This window comes from Alloprevotella rava, assembly GCF_014195585.1.
Classification (GTDB): domain Bacteria; phylum Bacteroidota; class Bacteroidia; order Bacteroidales; family Bacteroidaceae; genus Alloprevotella; species Alloprevotella rava.
In genome coordinates, this window is the sequence record NZ_JACICA010000001.1 from 234,076 (window position 1) to 253,694 (window position 19,619).

The 19,619-nt window shown below is 49.6% G+C and carries 18 protein-coding genes; 10 read left to right on the plus strand and 8 right to left on the minus strand.

Going from position 1 to position 19,619, the window contains the following annotated elements; translation table 11 throughout:
- The first annotated feature begins 375 nt into the window (after positions 1 to 375).
- The 9 genes from FHS60_RS00840 to cysN all read left to right on the plus strand — a co-directional run bounded on the left by FHS60_RS00840 (position 376) and on the right by cysN (position 10,235).
- Positions 376 to 1,815 (plus strand): MATE family efflux transporter, encoded by a 1,440-nt coding sequence (locus FHS60_RS00840; RefSeq protein WP_183693721.1) that lies wholly within the window; start codon positions 376 to 378, stop codon positions 1,813 to 1,815.
- A 147-nt stretch (positions 1,816 to 1,962) separates the two neighbouring features.
- The gene (gene cysQ / locus FHS60_RS00845; protein ID WP_183693724.1) at positions 1,963 to 2,772 is read left to right on the plus strand and encodes a 3'(2'),5'-bisphosphate nucleotidase CysQ; all 810 of its coding nucleotides are present in this window, start codon (positions 1,963 to 1,965) and stop codon (positions 2,770 to 2,772) included.
- 69 nt (positions 2,773 to 2,841) lie between these two features.
- Complete coding sequence (locus FHS60_RS00850) at positions 2,842 to 4,386, plus strand: SLC13 family permease (protein WP_221189612.1); 1,545 nt, start codon at positions 2,842 to 2,844, stop codon at positions 4,384 to 4,386.
- A 4-nt stretch (positions 4,387 to 4,390) separates the two neighbouring features.
- On the plus strand, positions 4,391 to 4,975 hold the full coding sequence (gene cysC / locus FHS60_RS00855; RefSeq protein ID WP_183693728.1) for an adenylyl-sulfate kinase: 585 nt from the start codon (positions 4,391 to 4,393) through the stop codon (positions 4,973 to 4,975).
- Positions 4,976 to 5,043: 68 nt separating this feature from the next.
- Positions 5,044 to 5,952, plus strand: coding sequence for a sulfate adenylyltransferase subunit CysD (gene cysD, locus FHS60_RS00860; protein ID WP_183693731.1), 909 nt, complete (start codon positions 5,044 to 5,046; stop codon positions 5,950 to 5,952).
- A gap of 59 nt (positions 5,953 to 6,011) precedes the next feature.
- Entirely contained in the window at positions 6,012 to 7,430 is a 1,419-nt protein-coding gene (locus FHS60_RS00865; RefSeq protein ID WP_183693733.1) for an MBOAT family O-acyltransferase, read from the plus strand.
- A 6-nt stretch (positions 7,431 to 7,436) separates the two neighbouring features.
- On the plus strand, positions 7,437 to 7,703 hold the full coding sequence (locus FHS60_RS00870) for a hypothetical protein (RefSeq protein ID WP_183693736.1): 267 nt from the start codon (positions 7,437 to 7,439) through the stop codon (positions 7,701 to 7,703).
- Positions 7,700 to 8,650, plus strand: coding sequence for an SGNH/GDSL hydrolase family protein (locus FHS60_RS00875; RefSeq protein ID WP_183693739.1), 951 nt, complete (start codon positions 7,700 to 7,702; stop codon positions 8,648 to 8,650). Before FHS60_RS00870 ends, FHS60_RS00875 begins: the two co-directional genes overlap by 4 nt.
- 79 nt (positions 8,651 to 8,729) lie before the next feature.
- Positions 8,730 to 10,235 carry a sulfate adenylyltransferase subunit CysN gene (gene cysN / locus FHS60_RS00880; protein ID WP_244957384.1) on the plus strand — a complete coding sequence of 502 codons (1,506 nt, stop codon included), beginning with the start codon at positions 8,730 to 8,732 and terminating at the stop codon, positions 10,233 to 10,235.
- Positions 10,236 to 10,778: 543 nt separating this feature from the next.
- Here the strand turns inward: cysN and FHS60_RS00885 are convergent.
- The 7 genes from FHS60_RS00885 to FHS60_RS00915 all read right to left on the minus strand — a co-directional run bounded on the left by FHS60_RS00885 (position 10,779) and on the right by FHS60_RS00915 (position 16,861).
- Positions 10,779 to 12,242, minus strand: coding sequence for a sodium:solute symporter (locus FHS60_RS00885; protein WP_183693742.1), 1,464 nt, complete (start codon positions 12,240 to 12,242; stop codon positions 10,779 to 10,781).
- A 10-nt stretch (positions 12,243 to 12,252) separates the two neighbouring features.
- The gene (locus FHS60_RS00890) at positions 12,253 to 12,558 is read right to left on the minus strand and encodes a CD225/dispanin family protein (RefSeq protein ID WP_183693745.1); all 306 of its coding nucleotides are present in this window, start codon (positions 12,556 to 12,558) and stop codon (positions 12,253 to 12,255) included.
- A 16-nt stretch (positions 12,559 to 12,574) separates the two neighbouring features.
- A complete protein-coding gene (locus FHS60_RS00895) occupies positions 12,575 to 13,093 on the minus strand; it encodes a CD225/dispanin family protein (protein ID WP_183693748.1) in 519 nt (172 codons plus the stop codon).
- 84 nt (positions 13,094 to 13,177) lie between these two features.
- Entirely contained in the window at positions 13,178 to 13,555 is a 378-nt protein-coding gene (locus FHS60_RS00900; RefSeq protein ID WP_183693751.1) for a DUF2752 domain-containing protein, read from the minus strand.
- 16 nt (positions 13,556 to 13,571) lie between these two features.
- Positions 13,572 to 14,273, minus strand: a complete 702-nt coding sequence (locus FHS60_RS00905) for an SIMPL domain-containing protein (RefSeq protein ID WP_183693754.1) — start codon at positions 14,271 to 14,273, stop codon at positions 13,572 to 13,574.
- Between the two features lie 122 nt (positions 14,274 to 14,395).
- Complete coding sequence (locus FHS60_RS00910) at positions 14,396 to 15,856, minus strand: aminoacyl-histidine dipeptidase (protein WP_183693757.1); 1,461 nt, start codon at positions 15,854 to 15,856, stop codon at positions 14,396 to 14,398.
- Positions 15,857 to 15,880: 24 nt separating this feature from the next.
- The gene (locus tag FHS60_RS00915; RefSeq protein ID WP_183693760.1) at positions 15,881 to 16,861 is read right to left on the minus strand and encodes a lysylphosphatidylglycerol synthase transmembrane domain-containing protein; all 981 of its coding nucleotides are present in this window, start codon (positions 16,859 to 16,861) and stop codon (positions 15,881 to 15,883) included.
- Between the two features lie 150 nt (positions 16,862 to 17,011).
- Here FHS60_RS00915 and rsmA point away from each other — a divergent pair, with 150 nt between their 5' ends.
- Positions 17,012 to 17,812: a 16S rRNA (adenine(1518)-N(6)/adenine(1519)-N(6))-dimethyltransferase RsmA gene (gene rsmA, locus FHS60_RS00920; protein ID WP_183694331.1), complete on the plus strand. Its 801-nt coding sequence runs from the start codon at positions 17,012 to 17,014 to the stop codon at positions 17,810 to 17,812.
- A 566-nt stretch (positions 17,813 to 18,378) separates the two neighbouring features.
- On the opposite strand, the gene FHS60_RS00925 is transcribed toward rsmA, so the two are convergent.
- Positions 18,379 to 19,488 (minus strand): sulfotransferase family protein, encoded by a 1,110-nt coding sequence (locus FHS60_RS00925; RefSeq protein ID WP_183693763.1) that lies wholly within the window; start codon positions 19,486 to 19,488, stop codon positions 18,379 to 18,381.
- Positions 19,489 to 19,619 lie beyond the last annotated feature (131 nt).

A 19,619-nucleotide genomic window follows, 5' to 3' on the forward strand; every position in this document is an offset into this window, starting at 1 on the left:
AAAGAAATTTTCAAACGCAATAAGGAAGTCAGCTGACAGCCTTATTGTGTTGGTGGATAGAATAAGGAAAAAAGTGGCTCTGAAGCACTTGTTCACGGCTGAAATTGTAAAAAAATGAGCTGTTTCCCTTCCTTTCTCTCTCAAATCAGGTGGATTTTCCTCCGTGTTTCTCCTTTTTTTCGATTTTCTTCATCGTAGTTTCAGGAAAATCTCTTCCGTTCCATTTCTATGTTGAGAAAAATGTTTGTCAATAAATCGGACGGTTAATTTGGTATAGTCAAAAGAGCGGACGCCCTTTTTCTCTTTCACAAAGTCTTGGAGAGCCTTCTCACTTCGTCAGTCTCTCCTGGAAAAATTGTAATTTTGCACCCGCTTATGACTGGGATAGCTACAACAAAAACCGACCGACTGCTGGAAGGAATCCGCGCAGGGCGGGAGATGACGCGCTGGCAACAACTGGAGTTGCTTGTGCGTCTCAGTCTGCCTGCTATGTTGGCGCAGATAGCCACCATCGTGATGAATTATATTGATGCCTCGATGGTGGGCCACCTGGGAGCCAACGCCAGTGCCAGTATCGGACTCGTTAGCACCAGTGTTTGGCTCTTTGCGGGACTTTGTAACGCTGTCAGTATGGGCTTCTCCGTTCAGGTGGCCCATCTCATTGGTGCCAACGATGAAGAAGGCGCGCGCAATGTGCTGCGCCAAGCCTTGGTGGCTACGTTTGTCTTTAGCGTTATCGAGGGCTTGCTGGGCATTCTTGTTAGTCCTTATTTGCCTATGTGGCTCGGTGGTGGAGATGCCATACGCGGCGATAGTGCCACCTATTTTGCTATCTTCAGTCTCGTTATTCCGATACTTCAGCTCGATATCTTAGCTTCGGCCATGTTGCGGTGTAGCGGTAATGTGAAGTTTCCAAGTATCCTCAACGCCGTGATGTGCGTGTTCGATATAATTTTCAATTTCTTTTTCATCTATCCCACGCGTACCGTCTCCCTTCTGGGCTTCGATTTCTCCATGCCAGGCATGGGGCTGGGCGTTCCGGGGGCGGCGTTAGGCACGGCAGCGGCCGAAATTCTAACGGCAATCATCATGGTCTACTATATGCTGGCGCGCTCGCGGCAGTTGAGCATTTGGAACAAAGGCTTTGGCGAGTTGCGACGCTTCATCCCCACGAGCCGCGTGCTCTCCCGCGCTTGGAAGATAGGGGTGCCCATGGCTGTGCAGCATGTGGCCATGTGTTCCGCCCAAATTCTGACCACTGTGATAGTAGCTCCTTTGGGCGTTTTTGCCATCTCGGCCAATAGCTTTGGCGTGACAGCCGAAAGCCTATGCTACATGCCGGGTTATGGTATCTCTGATGCAGCCACAACCCTTGTGGGACAGAGTATCGGAGCTGCGCGGAAAACTTTAGCCCGCCGCTTTGCGTTTATTGCCGTGGCTTTTGGCATTAGCATCATGACGCTGATGGGTATCCTTATGTATGTGTATGCCCCGCTGATGATGGCGGTCTTCACACCGGTTCAGGAAATCATCGACCTCGGTGTTGCCGCTCTGCGCATTGAAGCTTTCGCCGAACCCATGTTTGCGGCTTCCATCGTGGCCTATGGCTGCTGCGTGGGAGCTGGCGATACACTCATTCCGGCCTTTATGAACTTGGCTTCGATGTGGGGTGTGCGCCTCACGCTCGCTTTCACACTGACATCGGTCTTTGATATGGGACTCACTGGCGTATGGACAGCCATGGCCATCGAGCTGACATTCCGCGGCATCATCTTCCTCCTCCGACTTTGGAAGAGCAAAACGTTCAGAGAGTAGGGGAAGAGTGAGATTTTCTCCCTTGTGTCCCCCAACTTGTTTTGCTGTTCCGTTCCGACCACAGTGGTTGAGAGTAGGGCGCTTAACCCTGTTGCTTGTGGTTTCTATATGGAATGGTTATATTTGCCGTAATAAATTAGAAGTTGTATGTACAATCCTACAGAATTCCTGCGTGCTGCAATTCCAGCAGCTGTTGAAGCAGGAAAAGCTATTATGGAGATTTACGCCCGTCCTACAGAGGATTGGGAAGTGGAAAGAAAAAACGACAATTCACCTTTGACGCTGGCCGATCGCAAGGCTAATGCTGTTATCGTGGAACACTTGCGGCCAACAGGACTTCCCATTCTGAGTGAAGAGGGTGCACACGCACCCTATGATAGTCGTAAGGATTGGACAGAACTCTTTGTCGTAGATCCGCTCGACGGTACGAAAGAATTCATCAAACGCAATGGGGAGTTCACTGTCAATATTGCCTACGTCGTGGAAGGAAAACCAGTGGGCGGCGTGATTTATGTACCCACCACTCACACTCTCTACTTCGGCATGAAAGGCTTTGGAGCGTTCAAAGTAGGGGATATCACAGTGGCTAAGAATGATGAAGTGCAACTTATCCGCTCTGCCGTACATCTTCCCATGGAAACGCAGCGCCACAACTTTGTGGTGGTGGCTTCGCGCTCCCATCTCTCGGCTGAAACGCAGGCTTTCATCGATGCTTTGCGAAAGGAACATGACGAGGTGAAAATCTTGTCGGCAGGTTCGTCCCTCAAACTCTGTCGCGTGGCGGAGGGGAGTGCCGACATCTACCCCCGATTGGCGCCCACCATGGAGTGGGATACCGCTGCAGGCGATGCCATTGTGCGGGCAGCAGGAATGCGCGTTTATGATGCCGCAAGTGGTGAACCGTTGGTTTATAACAAAGAGGATTTACACAATCCTCATTTCATAGTAAGTAAATAAAAGTCGTTGCCCCTCAAAGCTTTTGTTCTCCACGTGTGGACAGAAATAGGGGGGGCATGAATTGAAGATATGTTAGTATTTGTCGTTGTCGTCCTCTTGCTAGTTGTGCTGGCGCTTATGAAGGACCGAATGCGCCCGGGAATGGTTCTGTTCTCGGCCGCAGTGGTGTTTTTGTGTGCTGGCATACTGACGCCGAAAGAAATGCTGGAGGGATTTTCCAACAAAGGCATGATAACGGTGGCGTTGCTCTTTCTTGTCAGTGAGGGCATTCGGCGTACGGGTGTGTTGGAGCAACTTCTCCTTCTCTTACTGCCCAAGGGACGACTTTCTGTCCATCGTGTTCAGCTGCGCCTACTGCCTATTGTTGCAGCCATTTCAGCTTTTCTCAACAATACACCAGTTGTCGTTATTTTTGCCCCAATTATCAAGCGCTGGACCGAATCTGTTCGTTTGCCCTCTACTAAGTTTCTCATCCCGTTGAGCTATGCCACAATTCTTGGCGGTATGTGTACTTTGATAGGTACGTCCACCAATCTCGTTGTTGATGGAATGGTGATGGACGCAGGCTATCAAGGGTTCACTATGTTTGAGCTGGGAAAGGTGGGAATCTTTATCGCCATCGCTGGTATTATTTATATGCTCCTCTTCTCCCATTGGCTCTTACCTGATAGCCGCACTGTGGAGCAAACAGCAGAGCTGTCGGGTAAAGACTCCCGTTATTTCCGCGTTGATGTAGTGTTGGGAGCGCGCTTTCCAGCAATAGGAAAACATTTCTTTGATTTCGACTTCAAAAGAAAGTATGGAGCAACGATTCTGGAGCTTCGCCGAAACGGGGAGAGCTTCTTGATGCACGATATGCGCAAGGTGAGCTATCGCGAAGGGGATACGCTCGTGCTTTTGGCGGATGAAGAATTTCTTAGCAACTGGGGAGATTCGAGTTTCTTCCTCATGGTGAGCAGTAGCAGAGGTATGGCAAATACGCTCTCCCGCGCAAAGCGCTGGGTGGCTGTTGTGCTGGTGGCTCTGATGGTTCTCGGGGCTACGGTAGGGGAGTTGCCCGCCGTTCGCTCGGCTTTTCCGAAAGTTCACCTTGATATGTTCTTCTTTGCCTCTGTTGTGACCATCGTGATGGCTTGGTTGCAGATTTTTCCAGCCCGGAAATACACGAAGTTCATTAGTTGGGACATCCTCATCACTATTGCGTCGGCCTTTGCCATTAGTAAGGCGATGATGAACTCAGGTGTGGCGGAAGCTATCGCCGAGATAGCCATTCGTCTGACGGACAATTTCGGCCCTTACGTACTCCTGGCGTTCATCTTCATAGTGACGGACTGCTTCACGGAGCTCATGACCAATAACGCAGCCGCTGCACTGACGTTCCCCATTAGTTTATCCATCGCTCAGCAGCTCGGAGTTAGCCCCATGCCTTTCTTCGTGACCATTTGCATGGCTGCTTCGTCAAGTTTCTCCACACCCATTGGCTATCAAACCAATCTTATTGTTCAGGGTGTGGGCGGCTATCGGTTTGCCGACTTCGTGCGTGTCGGACTTCCTCTAAACATCATCTCCTTTCTCTTAAGTGTATTCTTAATTCCCATCTTTTGGCCATTCTAAAGGTATGAACGAAATATATCCCATCTTTGATCAAATGCTCAGCCGCTCTGATAAAGAGGAGCTTCTGGGGCAGAAAGGCGTCATGCTCTGGTTCACAGGGCTGAGCGGCTCAGGCAAAAGCACCGTGGCAATAGCTCTGGAGCGCGAACTGCAAAAGCGAGGTTTGCTTTGCCGTATCCTCGATGGCGACAACATACGCAGTGGTATCAACAAAGGCCTCGGATTTACGGCCGAAGACCGCCGAGAGAACATCCGCCGTATTGCCGAAGTTGCCAAACTCTTTGTGGACACGGGCATCATTACTATTGCCGCATTTATATCCCCTTCCAATGAGCTGCGCCGTATGGCCAGCGACATCATCGGAGCAGAAGATTTCAAGGAAGTGTATATCTCCACTCCGCTCGAAGTGTGCGAAGCGCGCGACGTGAAAGGGCTGTACGCCAAGGCGCGCCGTGGAGAAATCAAGAACTTTACGGGAATCAGCGCGCCCTTTGAAGCACCCGAGCATCCAGCCTTGTCAATCGACACCAGCAAGATGAGCCTCGAGGACAGCGTAAAGCAAATCCTGACTTTCTTAGGTATCGAATAAAATAAGTGCCTCCCATTGATCGACACCATTCATCTATATAACAACATAAAGTAAAAACCTACACCTATATGGAACAGTATAATCTGAGCCACCTCAAGGAGCTCGAAGCGGAAAGTATCTACATAATCCGCGAAGTAGCTGCCGAATTTGAAAACCCTGTGATGCTCTACAGCATCGGTAAGGACTCGAGCGTTATGGCTCGCCTGGCCGAGAAAGCCTTTGCTCCAGGCCGCCCGCCCTTCCCTCTGATGCACATCGACTCAAAGTGGAAGTTCAAAGAGATGCTCCAATTCCGCGATTGGTACGCGCGAGAGCACGGTTGGAAGTTGATAGTGGAAAGCAACATGGAGGCGTTTAAGGCTGGGGTAGGCCCATTCACGCACGGCTCAAAGGTACACACCGACCTCATGAAGACGCAGGCGCTTCTTCATGGTTTGAAAAAGTACGGCTTTGATGCAGCTTTCGGTGGAGCCCGTCGCGACGAGGAAAAGAGCCGTGCCAAGGAGCGCATCTTTAGTTTCCGCGATCAGTTTCAGCAGTGGGATCCCAAAAACCAACGTCCGGAACTCTGGGACATTTATAACACTCGTATCCACAAGGGCGAAAGCATACGCGTGTTCCCTTTGAGCAATTGGACAGAGCTGGACATCTGGCAATATATCCGCCTTGAAAACATTCCCATCGTACCGCTGTACTTCGCTAAAGAGCGTCCAGTCGTGGAAATGGACGGCCAACTCATCATGCCAGACGATGAACGCTTGCCTGAAAAGTACAAAGACATGATTGAGATGCGGAAAATCCGCTTCCGCACCCTCGGATGCTGGCCGCTCACTGGTGCAATTGAGAGCGAAGCTGATACGATTGAGAAAATCGTGGAGGAAATGATGACTACCACAAAGAGCGAGCGCACCACGCGTGTAATTGATTTCGACCAAGATGCTTCTATGGAACAAAAGAAGCGTGAAGGATATTTCTAAAACCATATTCAGCCTTACCCCTCTGGCTCGTGCCAAAGGAGGGGTAAGGCTCTTTTTTTATGCTCTTCAATTCGTTTGAATTTCTGCTTTTCCTGCCGTGCGTCTTCCTTTTCTATTGGTACGTTTGTCGTGGTCGTAGGTCGCGCAATCTTTGGATTGTCCTTTGCAGTTACTTCTTCTACGGCTGGTGGGATTGGCGTTTCACGGGATTGCTGGCTCTGACTTCGCTTTGCAGTTATGCCAGTGGCATTTGGGAGGAACGCTGTCCGCGATGGGCTCGACACATATTGTGGAGCAACATACTGCTGAACCTCGGCATCTTAGGCGCATTTAAGTATTTCAACTTCTTTGCCGACAGTTTGCAGGACCTTTCCACGGCTTTGGGGGTCGGAGCGCTCCACGCACCCGTTGTCCACGTGATTCTTCCCGTAGGCATTAGTTTCTACACCTTTCAGGCACTCAGCTATTCCATTGATGTCTACCGCAAGAAACTTCCTGCCACGCACGACCTCATAGAATTTTTTGCCTATCTCAGTTTCTTCCCTCAGTTGGTGGCTGGCCCTATTGAGCGCGCTACTAACTTGCTGCCGCAGTTCCAGCAGGACCGCACATTTTCCTATGCCGATGCAGTCGATGGTATGCGACAAATCTTGTGGGGCTTCTTCAAAAAGATTGTTATAGCCGACCAATGCGCCGTTGGCGTTAATGCCATCTTTTCCGATTATGCACAGGCCAGTGGGGTAGACCTGCTGATGGGCGGACTTCTCTTTACCTTTCAGATCTACGGCGACTTTTCCGGTTATAGCGATATAGCAATCGGTACGGGTCGCCTTTTTGGCATCCGATTGATGCAGAATTTCCGTTACCCCTACTTTTCTCGCAACATCCGCGACTTTTGGCAACGTTGGCACATCTCGCTGATGACGTGGTTTCGTGATTATATTTATTTCCCACTCGGTGGCAGTCGTTGCTCGCGTGCAAAGCAGTTGCGCAACACGTTCTTCGTGTTTCTCATCAGTGGCCTTTGGCACGGCGCTAATTGGACATTTGTTTGTTGGGGGCTTTATCATGCTTGCCTTTTTGTGCCCAGCATTCTGCGCGGCCATAAAGCGGAAGAAAAATCCCTTGGCGGTATCTTCGGATTAGTGCGTACTGGTGGGCAGATGTTCCTTACTTTCTTCCTCGTCATGTTGGGGTGGATTCTCTTTAGGAGTGCTACGCTCACCGATGCCGTCCACTATTTGGTGCGTATGTTCATAACGCTTCGTCCCGCCATGCCTACTCATGGTAAACAAGTGCTTATCTATGTGGCCTTGATGCTGGCTGTTGAATGGTGGCAACGTCATAGCCAACACGCGCTCCAGTTTCCACCGCGTTTTCTTAATGCTCCTCTCCGTTTTGTGCTCTACTATGCCATCATTGTAGCCATCTTTTTTGCTATGGGCGCAGGCACGGATTTTATTTATTTCCAGTTCTGATTTCTTATGCAGCAGCCGTTCCTTAGAAAGTTTATTCTGCGCACGCTCTTCTTGCTCACACCGTTCTTTCTCTACGTTGTGCTCTATGTTGTGTGCGATCCTTTCAAGGTGCTGCGCTCTTATGCTTCTTTCTACGATAATGATGCTCCGGCCTGGGTCAATCTCAATGCCGACTATGTTAGTACGATAATTTACTACCTCTGTTTTTCTGCCGTTGCGCTCCGCTTGATGCACCGCGTTTACGGCACTCATCTTTCCTCGCAACAGAAATGAAGAAATTTATCTTGCGCACCTTTTTGCTCATCTTACCGCTGCTGTTGTTGCTGACGGCTGCCGAGGTGTATCTCCGCTCACTCCCCAATCCGTCGCGGGCGAAGAATGCTTGGTTGACGGCTCATGCTGATTCTGTGGAGGTGCTGATTCTCGGGAGTTCGCATTCCTACTACGGTTTAACTCCAGAAGTTTTTGGACCGAAGGCTTATAACGCTGCACAGGTTTCGCAGACGCTGCGCTATGATAATTTCATTCTCGACCATTATGCTTTCCGCTCCTTGCGGACGGTGATTCTTCCCATTTCCGACTTTTCTTTCCATGAAGACTTTGAGCACGACGATACGTGGTATTATGCCTCCCGCTATCGCCTTTATATGGGGTGCGACTATCATAGTTGGTTGAGTCGCTATGGCTTCGAATTTTGCTCGATGCCTACTTTCCGCGAACGCCTCAAAACGTTGTGGCAGCCTGCGCGGCTCACATGGAGCGCGCTCGGACAAGGCACCGACTATACGCTTGCCCAAAAGCCCTCCGATTGGAACAATGCCGAGGCGCGCGCTCACAACAACACTTTCCGCGATGCCAAGAATGTGGCTCTCAACGAAGCTTTCTTTCGCCAACTCATCCAAACTGTCACGCAGCGCTATCATGCGCGCCTCGTTTTGATCTCAACTCCGCTCACGGCGCGCTATCGTGCCTGTCAGTATGCCCCACAGGTGCGCGCCATGGAAGCTCGTATTTGTCGGGCAGTGCAGTCCAATCCGCGTGTGAGCTATTTCGATTTTCGCGCCGATACGGATTTCACGGCCAACGACTTCTATGATGCCGATCACCTCACGCTGGAGGGGGCGGAAAAACTTTCCAATAAATTGCGAACGCAATTGGCGCAAGAATCTGTTGCAGCAGGTGGCACGCCGCTACCTACCCGACAGAAAGAACAACAATAAGGCCTGCGGCATAAGAGTGCCGCCCGCCGTTCCCGAAAAATATATTAACTTTGCAATACATACATAGTTACATAGGACAATGAAAGACCTGAAAGATAATAAAGTCAGTATTACAGAATTTCTTGATAATGACGAGAAGAAGGACCTCCTGCGCCTGCTCACAGCCGGTAGTGTTGACGATGGAAAGTCAACGCTGATTGGTCGCTTGCTCTTCGACTCTAAGAAATTGTACGAAGATCAGCTCACCGCGCTGGAGCGCGATTCCAAGCGCGTGGGAAATGCTGGCGAAAACATCGACTATGCCCTTTTGCTCGATGGCTTGAAGGCCGAGCGCGAAGAGGGTATTACCATCGATGTGGCTTATCGCTATTTCTCCACTAATAAGCGCAAATTCATCATTGCTGATACGCCGGGACACGAGCAGTACACGCGCAACATGATCACGGGCGGATCTACGGCCAACCTTGCTATCATCCTCGTTGATGCCCGCAACGGCATCATCACACAAACGCGCCGCCACACTTTCCTTGTTTCGCTGCTCGGCATCAAGCATGTGGTGCTGGCCGTCAATAAGATGGACCTTTGCGGCTTCGATAAGGCAGTGTTCGATAAGATTGTGTCGGAATATATGGACTTTGTCCGCCCGCTCGGCATTGAGGACATCACTTGTTTCCCGCTGAGCGCGCTCGACGGCGATAATGTGGTGGACAAGTCGGAGCGTACTCCGTGGTACGAAGGTCCTGCGCTGCTCGATTTCCTCGAGACCATTCCTCTCCATGCCGATCATAATATGGAGGACTTCCGCTTCCCCGTTCAGTTTGTCAGTCGTCCGCACTTGAATTTCCGTGGTTTCTGCGGCAAGGTGGCCAGTGGCATCATTCGCAAAGGCGATGAGGTGGTGGCGCTGCCTTCTATGAAGCACTCCCGCGTGAAAGCCATTGTGCCACCTTATGCACCCAATCAGAAGCAACTGGGGGCTGATGGTTCTACGCTGAATACCGCCGAACTTCCTATGCAGACGGTGGATTATGCCTTCCCGCCCGAATCTGTTATCTTGCAGTTGGAGGACGAAATAGATATTTCGCGCGGCGAAATGCTGGTGAAGGCCGACAACCTGCCTTTTGTGGGGCGCAACTTCGAGGCGATGCTCGTTTGGATGGACGAGGAACCAATGGACCGCTCTAAGGCGTTCTACATCAAACAGACCACGAACACGAGTCGCTGCCATGTGGACCAAATCCACTACCGCATAGATGTGAACACCCTTGAGCAGAGCGAGTGTGAGGCTTTCCGCCTCAACGAAATTGGCCGCGTGGTGATTCAGGCCTCAAAGGAACTCTTCTTCGATTCCTACAAACTCAACAAGCAAACAGGCTCGTTCATCCTTATCGACCCGATAACGAACAATACCTCTGCCGTGGGTATGATTATCTCGGCTGTGGATGAGAAGGAGTTGCACAACGCTGAGGCCATTCCTACACTCGACCTCCCGAAACTGGGCATTGCCCCCGAACACTATGAAGCTATCGAGCGAGCCGTTGATGAACTCGACCGACAGGGCATTGCTGTCCGCATCGTGAAGTAACGTTTCCCGCTCCAGAGCCCAGCTCTCGGAGCTTATCTCAAATAGAGAGATTCCCATGAAAGTCTTGCAAACTCTGTTTTGCTGGCCGCTCATGGGAATCTCTTGTTTTGTAAACAGAATTCTTATTTTGCAGGTCTGAGAATGGCTCGAAATCCAAGTGAAAGTAAAGAGGGAGTCTGACAAGTCCGACTCTTCAGGCCGGTCCAATAAGGCTATCAGCTGACATCCTTATTGTGTCGGCTGACGCAATAAGGATGCTGGCTGACGCAATAAGGAAAACTACGAGCAAGAAGGGGCTACTGATGGCCCAAAAAGAGCAGAAAAAATGGGGAAACCTTGATTTTTTAGGTTTCTGAGAGTTGTTGAGCGACTTTTGCTTGCTGCCGAACAATAGAAAAAGCATATTTTCTGCTGAAAGCGGTCGTGTTTATCAGTTGTTGCAATCTATTTTGCAAAAGGTCATTGTAAAGAAACTTCGGACTTATTGAGCTGTAAGAAAAAGCCTGATAAGTCCGAAGTTTTTATGATTGTCTTGGGAATTTTTTATGTGGTGGAGAGTCGCGCAGCTTTGTGGGTTTGGCAAAGGAGTAGACCCGCGAATGTCAATAAACCATTGAGCATTAGGAGTTCGTAGCCAAACTTGTAGTCCCATAGGAGGGGCGCGTAATGGTCAAGCAAACCGCAAATGATGGGACAGGCAATGCACACCCAGGGCACAAGGCGGTCGCGCACGCCACGCCGCGTGAACAGACCGAAAGCGTAGAGTCCCAATAATGGGCCATAGGTGTAGGACGCCATGACATAGATGGCGTTGATGACATTGGTGGAATTGATGGCGCGGAAAAGTAGGATGGCGGCGAAGAAGGTGAGCGACATGAGGATGTGTACAATTTTGCGCGTGCGCTCTTGTCGGGCTTGTTCCCAATTGTGGCGCTCCACTCCGATAAGGTCGATGCAGCAACTCGTGGTCAAGGCTGTAATGGCTGAGTCGGCACTGGAAAAAGCGGCGGCCACTATGCCGATGGTGAAGGGGAGTATGACGATGCTGCCCAAACTACCGTTGCTCACCAGCATGGGCAGGAGGCGATCGGTTTGCTCTGGGATAGCGATGCCTTGCCGGGCGCAGAACGTGAAGAGGAGTATGCCAAGGACGAGGAAAATGAGGTTGACGGGCAGGAAACAAAGGCCGTAGGAGCACATATTCTTTTGCGCTTCACGCAGGTTTTTGCACGTGAGATTTTTCTGCATCATGTCCTGGTCCAGTCCCGTCATAACGATGACGATGACGATACCGCTGAAAAATTGTCGCCAGAACGATTGTGTGCCTTCCCAAGCAAAAATGCGACTCAATGGGCTTTGACTGACGGTGGTGACTACTCCATGGAAGTCCAGTCCGAGCCTGCTAATCACTGCCCACAAGATGCCGCCGAGGGCGAGGAGCATACAGAGCGTTTGCAGGGCATCGGTGCGCACAATGGTCTTGACGCCGCTGCGACGCGTGTAGAGCCAGATGAGCAGCAGTGTGATGAGAGCGGTGAGCGGATAGGGGATGCCGAGCGGTTCGGCAATGAACTGCTGGAGCACGAGTACCACGAGGTAGAGCCGCGCGGCTGCACCGGTGAGTTTGCTAAGGAGGAAAAAGAGTGCCCCCGTGCGGTGGGTGTTTTCCCCAAAGCGTTCGCCCAGATAAGTGTAGATGGAGGTGAGTTGGAGGCGATAGTAGAGCGGCAGGAGCAGGAAAGCTACGACTACATAGCCAAAGAAAAAGCCGGCGCACATCTGAAGGTACGTCATCTGAGTTGCGCCTACCCAGCCCGGTACAGAAATGAACGATACGCCCGAGATGCTGGCGCCTATCATACCAAAAGCCACCATCCACCAAGGTGAACGGCGGTTGGCTCTAAAGAAAGCGTTGTTATCATGGCTACTGCTGCTTTTCCGAGAGATGAAAAGCAGCAGTAGGAAGTAGAACGCCAATGTCAACAGCATAAGTAGTCCTGTGGACATAGTTCGTATGTTAATGTGGTTGCTTAAGACCTAAGATAAAAATAATTAAAAGGATCAAAGCATAAATCATCCAGACTGCTACTGCTGCACCTGCTGAAGCAATGGCCCATTTGCGCGCTTTGTTTGCTTTATCAAAAGCTTCTTCATATCGGCCCTTCCAGTAGAGATTCTCCACTTGTGCAGCGTAAACAATAGAAACTACGCCAAAAGGAAGGCAGCACATGCAGGTGGAAAGGATGGCCCAAACCAGATGATTATCTGGCATAGGAGGGCGTGAAGGCTGTTCGTCAGCAGCCTGCAGATAGTCTGGATTCATATATAGCTACAATTGATTACATGCGCATAAAGCCTTGCATCAGTCCAATGAAGAAGTAGATGATGCCAATGACAACCCCACATATAGCAGCGGCAATGGCCCATGTCTTTGCACTGTTAGAGGCTGCTAAGGCTTCCTGGTATTGTCCCATTTGATAAAGTCCGTTTACTCTTGCAGCGTAAACAATAGAAACTACACCAAATGGCAGACAGCAGCAGATTGTAGCGAGAATGGCCCATACTAAATAATTATCAGGAGGGGGTGGCATTTGCGGCGGCTGGTTGTATGTCTGCTGGTTATAGAAGTTGGGTTGAGCAACTTGAGGGCCAAATTGTGGGCCTTGCTGCGGTTGCTGAACTTCTTCAAGAACGTTGAAGATAGCTGCAAGCTCGGGCACTTGTCCAGCAGGTGTCCACTGCGCCATGCCTTGTTTCCAAACGAGCGTTGTAGGAGTTACTCCAAACTTAACCAGCTGAGATCCGTCAACAGGACCTTGCTGCACTTTGTTTACATCAAGATAGAAATATTGTTCCATAAGGGGGTAAGTTTATCTAAAAAGCAAAAATATGTTATTTCATAGACCTATCCAAGGTTTTCTTTAGAAAAGTGGCTGACATCCTTATAGTCCGAGCAAATTTCGCAGTATCCACCACGTGAAAAATAGGACGAGATATGTCCAAATCCAATAGCGATGATGAGTGAAACGTTTCAGTTGAGCTTGCGCCTTACCGCGCAGCAGCCAATCACTGAGAACGAGCAGAAAAAGATAGGGTAGGGCAACGAGCAGAAAGAGGTTGTAGTGGACAGCATCCATAAATCGTCCGTGGAGCACGGCATGAGCTGCTCGCTGGAAGCCACAGCCGGGACAGTCGTAGCCAGTGACAGCTTTAACCACGCACTTTGGCGACCACTGTGTCTGCACGGGGTCGAAAATAAACAGCAAAAGGCCGATAGCCACTATAACAGCAGCTATCAGCCAACGCTTGTTTCTAATCATTGCCTCTAAGAGGACGTTAGTTTTCAATATAGAAGTTGAGAGATGTAACTACGCGAACGTTCTTTATATATGGTGTATATTGGTCGCGGTCGTCTATTTCAAAAAGTCCCTGGGTTGCGCTCTTGATTTTGCCAATCTTGCTGTCGGAGTCCTTTGCGAACTTCTCGGCTGCCTCGCGGGCTTTCTTCGTTGCTTCAGCAATCATCTGCGGTTTGATAGCGTTGAGTTTGGTGAAATCATACTGCACCTGATTGCTATATTCGTCTCCGGCAATGGCTACACCCTTAGCGAGCAGTTCGCCGATGCGGGGAATCAGTGAACGCACCTTATCAACCTGTGAAGAGCTTACTGTTGTCACGCAAGACAATGAGAAGCGGTCACGATTAGAAAGGTCGGAGTATTGATTGGCTCTAAGGTCTGAAATCTGAGGAGCACCTACGCTGATTTCATTTGCAGGAATGCCGTTTGCTTGTAGCCAGTTTTTGATGACTTGATTGGATGAATTGAGCTGGCGGTAAAGGTCCTGCATGTCGTTGCTGGATGTCTTGAACACGATGGGCCAGATAACGTGGTCGGCCTTTACTTCTTTCTCTGCTAAACCTCGTACGCTGACGATGCGGTCCTGTCGAGAAAAACTTCTCAAACCACAATAAAGGAACACACCTAAGATGGCGAGTCCTACAGCCAAGACGATGGCTTCTACTCTTAGATTTTTCATTTGTCGAAAGTTTTGAGTGATAAATAGGAAGTAACGAGCGACTGGTCGGAGGCTACAAAGCGTAGCTATAATAAGTGTGCTGTTCAGCAACTACTTCAGACCTGTCACTCGTTACTATAAAATTATTTCTTTGGCGTTTCTTTTAATGTCTCAAGTACGAACTGCCAATAGCGTTCTACCGACGGAATGTTGCAACGTTCGTTGGGCGTATGCGGAGAACGGAGTGTCGGACCGAAACTTACCATGTCCATCTTGGGATATTTGGCACCGATGACGCCACATTCAAGGCCGGCGTGAACAACGCCCACGCGATTGTCAGTGCCAAAGAGCTGCTTGTAGACTTTCTGCATCAGTGCCACGATTTCACTTTGCGGATTGGGCTGCCAAGCTGGATACTGATGAGCATAAGTAACCTTCATGCCCGCCATTGAGAATGCGCTCTCGTTTGTCTCAGCGCAACATTCGCGCATACTATCGCGGCTGGAGCGCACGAGTACTGTGAACATCGCTGTTCCGTTTCCAATCTCCACGATACCAAGGTTGGAGCTGGTTTCCACTACATCGGGGATTTCTGGAATCATACGCATCGGTCCGTTGTGGCAGGCGCAAATAGCGTTAACTAAGTTGTCGCCAATTTCAGCCGGCACTTGCTTAGCGGGGCGTTCCACGTCCTCGCAGAGGAGTTCGAGCTGCTTCTCAACAAAGGCAAACTCGTCAGTGAAAACCTTTTTCCAGTCGGCGATACAATCCTCTTTCAGTGCAGCAACATTCTCTTTCGGAAGCGTAAGTACCACTTCGGCGTGACTCGGAATAGCATTGCGCATATTTCCTCCCACCCAGCTGCACAGACGTGCTTCGAAATTGGCCATAGCATCTTGAACGAGACGGCCCATCAGCTTGTTTGCGTTAGCGCGACCTTGGTTGATTTCCAAACCACTATGGCCGCCGAGCAAACCTTTGATAACCACTTTGACAGCTGCATCGCCGCCATCGGTTTCTTCTTCCTGATATTCCAACACTGCATTCTGGTCGACGCCACCTGCTGAACCGATGACCATTTCGCCCTCTGTCTCGTTGTCGAGGTTGAGGAGAATCTCACCTTGCAAGGTGTCGCTGGCCAGGTTCTCAGCTCCGTACATCGTTGTCTCCTCATCAGCCGTGATTAAGCACTCCAGCGGGCCGTGTTCAATAGTGTCGTCCTCGAGGATACCCATCATAGTGGCCACTGCCATACCGTCGTCCGAGCCGAGAGTAGTGCCTTTGGCTTTCACCCATTCTCCGTCCACGTAGGTCTCAATGGGATCGGTCTCGAAATTATGGGTAGATTCTTTTGTCTTTTGCGGAACCATGTCTATGTGGCCCTGCATCACCACCATCTTACGGTCTTCGTAGCCTTTAGAGGCTGCTTTGCGCATGATGATATTTCCAGCCTCGTCTTTGAAGGCTTCGATATTGCGTTCCTTGGCCCAATCCAACAGGAATTGCTGAGCCTTTTCCAAATGGCCGCTAGGGCGTGGTACCTGTGTTAGTAAGTAGAAATTCTTCCAAACAGCCTGTGGCTGCAAATTCTTGATTTCACTCATAATTATTATGGTTAAGAGTTATTACTAGTCTTTTTCATTTTTGCTTTTCATAGAGAGGCGGGCAAATCCGAAAGCTCCAAGGAGCACCACAAGCCCCGTTTGCAGCGTGTGGACTACGAGCGCGAAGAGTATGGCCTCTTTTTCTGCCACTCCATAAAGGACGAGCATCGTTTTAACGGCGAAATGCCACGGCCCAGCCCCGTTAGGCGTCGGCACGAGTACGGCGAACATTCCTACACAATATATAAGGAATGCTTCGATAGGGCTGATGCCGCTTGTGAAGTTGAAGCAGAAGAAAGCAATATAGAAGTGGAGAAAATAGCAAAGGTTGATGCCGAAACTCATTAGGATGTAGAGCGGCAGATTGCGGACATCTTTGAGGGAGAGTGCTCCTGCCCAAAGATCTTTCAGCAAGTCGCGCCCGCGGGAATAATAGCGGCGGAGGAGAAATACACATGCTCCAACGGCCATAATTAGGCAAAGCACCGTGACGAGGTAGCCAGTGCTGGTGAATTGCCCGAAAAATCCGCGGAAGTCCATACCTGTGGTACGAAGGAACTTGAGAAAAACGGGGATTTGACAGAGAAAGGCGGTCGCGGTGAGGAGAAGCATGACGAGGGAATCGACCATGCGCTCCGTGACAACCGTCCCGAGCGATTTTGTGAAAGAGATGCCATCGTATTTCTTTAGTGTGCCGCAGCGCGTCACTTCGCCTACACGAGGAATCACTAAAGAAGCGGCATAGCTAATAAAGATAGCATTCTCACAACTGCTGCGCCGTGGATGTTCGCCCAAGGGCTCGAGTGCCATTTTCCAGCGCCAAGCTCGGATTTGCTGGGCTAGAATGCCGAAAACAAAGGAGAAAAGCATCCATCCCCATTTCATCTCGCCGAACACACTACGGAAAAAGTCGCGCCAATCTGTTCCGCGGTACATCCACCACAGAATGCCCAGCCCAAAAGCAAAGGGCAGCGCCAGTTGCAGTATCTTCTTAAGAATCTTCAATGTGTTTCGTAGGGAAATGCGTACTTTTGTGACGTCTCCAATGCGAAGTTAGGACAATCTGCCCAATGTTCCAAAGAATTGTCTTCAATTTTTGCACAATCAGAGTAACCTACGTTTGCGTGGTTCCTTTCCGGTAACAATTCCGATATGTTGAAATCAGTAAAACCTAAGAAAAATCTCGGTCAGCACTTTCTGACCGACCTCCATGTGGCTGAGCGCATCGCCGACACCGTAGATGCCTGCCCGCAGTTGCCCGTTCTCGAAGTAGGCCCTGGTATGGGCGTGCTGACACAATACCTCTTGCCCAAGGACAGAGAGGTGAAGGTGGTGGAGATCGACCGCGAAAGTGTGGCTTACCTACTTGAACGTTGGCCCGAATTGCGGGATAACATTCTGGGCGAGGACTTTCTACGTATGAACCTCAATACTGTATTTGACGGCAAGCCTTTTGTGCTTACAGGCAATTATCCTTACGATATCTCCAGCCAGATATTTTTCAAAATGCTCGACTACAAAGAGCTTATTCCCTGCTGCACGGGAATGATTCAGAAAGAGATGGCCGAGCGCATTGCGGCACGTCCCGGCACAAAGTCCTATGGCATTTTGAGCGTGTTGCTACAGCGTTGGTACGATGTTGAGTACCTCTTCACCGTTGAGCCTGGTGTGTTCAATCCTCCTCCAAAGGTGCGCAGCGCGGTGGTACGCATGACGCGCAACGATATACACGAATGTGGTTGCAACGAGGTGTTGCTTAAGAAAGTAGTAAAGGCCGTGTTCCAGCAACGCCGCAAAATGTTGCGCGTGTCGCTCAAACCGTTTTTTGCACAAACTTCGCCCAACTGCGACCATACGGAGTTCTTGGCTCACCCCGAGCTGACGAAGCGTCCGGAGCAGCTCAGCGTGGACGAGTTTGTGGAACTGACCAATCGGATTGAGAAAGAAATCAGTTAAATCTTTCGAGGATTTAACGCCCTTATATTCTGTAAAAATAGTTCGCAGTCTGTACTCCCGAGAGTGGCTTCAAAATCAAATTGAAGTAGACTTATTTTCAGACTCCTCCAATCTGACCGACCTATTCTATAAGGTTGTCGGAGAACGCAATAAGGCTGTCAGCTGACAGCCTTATTGCGTTTGAAAATTTCCTTATTGTGCTGGCTGACACAATAAGGAAAAACACGGATTATCGGCACATGTTGATGGCCGAAATTATCTGAAAAAAAGCACTTTCCCCACCTTTTTTAGCAAAAAACAAAGAGAAAAATGGTTTGTTCCTTTCTTTTTTCGAACAACTCAAAGATTTTCTGTAAGAATCTTAAGATATGTTTTTCTAGAACGAAAAAGTGTGTTGTCAAATTAAAGGGCAGTTTTCTTTGCTTTGTTGCGTTATCTCCTACAAGTTTTCTGGTGCTGGTTTAGTAAAAGCAAGAGTTCCGTCCTACGGAGACATTGTAGGGCGGAACTCTCGTGATGATGTTTGTTTCTAATTGCGTGGTAGCTTGTGTGGGAGAAGCTGCAACTTACAATCGCTCATAGCCCCAATCCTCTATGGCGCATCCCCAGTTTTCATTGACCAGTCGGACAGTTTCAGGTTTGTAGGCATATTTGTTCTTCTTGTAGCCCTTCTTCGCATTGACGTATTGCTCGATAGCCGTATGCGCCTCGTCCCAACCAGGGAGTTGCAACGAGGAGTAAATATTCTCCGTCATGGCAAGTGCATCTTGCTCGAAGTCTTCAAACTTCACTTCGATGAGATTTCCCTCCGGGATGCAAACTTTGTCGGCCTGGTATTTGTCGTAGAGCTTCGTGTAAGTCGTCAGGATATTCTGCACGATTTCTTCCTCCGAGATGTCTTGCAGTTTGAGGGGCTGAATGGTGTTGGTGAAGAAGGAACGCGTGGATTCAAATACGGTGTATGGATTTCGCATCAAGTAGATAAACTTGGCATTTGGGAACATCTTCATCAGCTCCTTTACGCGGCCCGTGTGGGGCGGGTTCTTGGAGAGAAACTGCGTGCCGCTGGTGTTCCAAAGGGCAATTTTGATGACTTTGATAAACTCCTCTTCGAAGCGTTTGAGTTCCTCCGGCGTGATGTCCTTGAAGAGCAAATACTTGTCGGCATATTCCTGCCAGTACTTCGGCAAGTACCACATATTATAATAGGTGTAGGGCATGGAATTTGTCATAGCAAATTCCTCCTCCTGCGGTAGATCGACAGCCAAGTCCATGTTGTCCGTTGGGCGATGGCTCGGCATGAGCCACGACATATTTTTCTTGAAGAATGGTTGCCCAAACATCATGAGGTGGGGGAATACCGTTTGATAGGTCGTATTATAGCCAAAGTGCTTATCGCAGGACAAAACATTGTGGACAAAGGTCGTTCCAGAACGCCAGTGGCCCAGAATGAACACGGGATCGTGCTTCAGCGGTTGGTTGGCCAAACGTTTTTGGTAACGCCTTTCTTGTATGGGTGCGAGCGTGGATAGCAATCGGCAAACGGCAGTAGTGAGGCGATATTTTCCACGATAGCCCTTGTCGATTTCGCGGCCTTGAAGAATTTCCTTATAAGTGTTCCAGTCAGCCCCTACAAGGTTGTTGACCGGCAACTTGTCGAATTGAAGAAGTCCCATAATAGTCTTGATTTTTTGCAAAGTTACATTATTGTGTGCGATATTTCCTTATGCGATTCAAAATAAGCAATAAAGGAAAGCTCCTCTTGTGTTGTGGAATAGGATAGTTTCGTCAGAAAACGCGAACAGCG

Excerpts from the sequence above, each read along its gene's own strand:
- cysD (WP_183693731.1), top strand. The coding sequence starts at position 5,044 with ATGGAACAGTATAATCTGAGCCACCTCAAGGAGCTCGAAGCGGAAAGT.
- cysC (WP_183693728.1), top strand. The coding sequence starts at position 4,391 with ATGAACGAAATATATCCCATCTTTGATCAAATGCTCAGCCGCTCTGAT.
- FHS60_RS00870 (WP_183693736.1), top strand. The coding sequence starts at position 7,437 with ATGCAGCAGCCGTTCCTTAGAAAGTTTATTCTGCGCACGCTCTTCTTG.
- FHS60_RS00865 (WP_183693733.1), top strand. The coding sequence starts at position 6,012 with ATGCTCTTCAATTCGTTTGAATTTCTGCTTTTCCTGCCGTGCGTCTTC.
- FHS60_RS00905 (WP_183693754.1), bottom strand. The coding sequence starts at position 14,273 with ATGAAAAATCTAAGAGTAGAAGCCATCGTCTTGGCTGTAGGACTCGCC.
- FHS60_RS00900 (WP_183693751.1), bottom strand. The coding sequence starts at position 13,555 with ATGATTAGAAACAAGCGTTGGCTGATAGCTGCTGTTATAGTGGCTATC.
- FHS60_RS00875 (WP_183693739.1), top strand. The coding sequence starts at position 7,700 with ATGAAGAAATTTATCTTGCGCACCTTTTTGCTCATCTTACCGCTGCTG.
- FHS60_RS00910 (WP_183693757.1), bottom strand. The coding sequence starts at position 15,856 with ATGAGTGAAATCAAGAATTTGCAGCCACAGGCTGTTTGGAAGAATTTC.
- FHS60_RS00850 (WP_221189612.1), top strand. The coding sequence starts at position 2,842 with ATGTTAGTATTTGTCGTTGTCGTCCTCTTGCTAGTTGTGCTGGCGCTT.
- cysN (WP_244957384.1), top strand. The coding sequence starts at position 8,730 with ATGAAAGACCTGAAAGATAATAAAGTCAGTATTACAGAATTTCTTGAT.
- FHS60_RS00840 (WP_183693721.1), top strand. The coding sequence starts at position 376 with ATGACTGGGATAGCTACAACAAAAACCGACCGACTGCTGGAAGGAATC.
- FHS60_RS00885 (WP_183693742.1), bottom strand. The coding sequence starts at position 12,242 with ATGTCCACAGGACTACTTATGCTGTTGACATTGGCGTTCTACTTCCTA.
- FHS60_RS00890 (WP_183693745.1), bottom strand. The coding sequence starts at position 12,558 with ATGAATCCAGACTATCTGCAGGCTGCTGACGAACAGCCTTCACGCCCT.
- FHS60_RS00925 (WP_183693763.1), bottom strand. The coding sequence starts at position 19,488 with ATGGGACTTCTTCAATTCGACAAGTTGCCGGTCAACAACCTTGTAGGG.
- FHS60_RS00895 (WP_183693748.1), bottom strand. The coding sequence starts at position 13,093 with ATGGAACAATATTTCTATCTTGATGTAAACAAAGTGCAGCAAGGTCCT.
- cysQ (WP_183693724.1), top strand. The coding sequence starts at position 1,963 with ATGTACAATCCTACAGAATTCCTGCGTGCTGCAATTCCAGCAGCTGTT.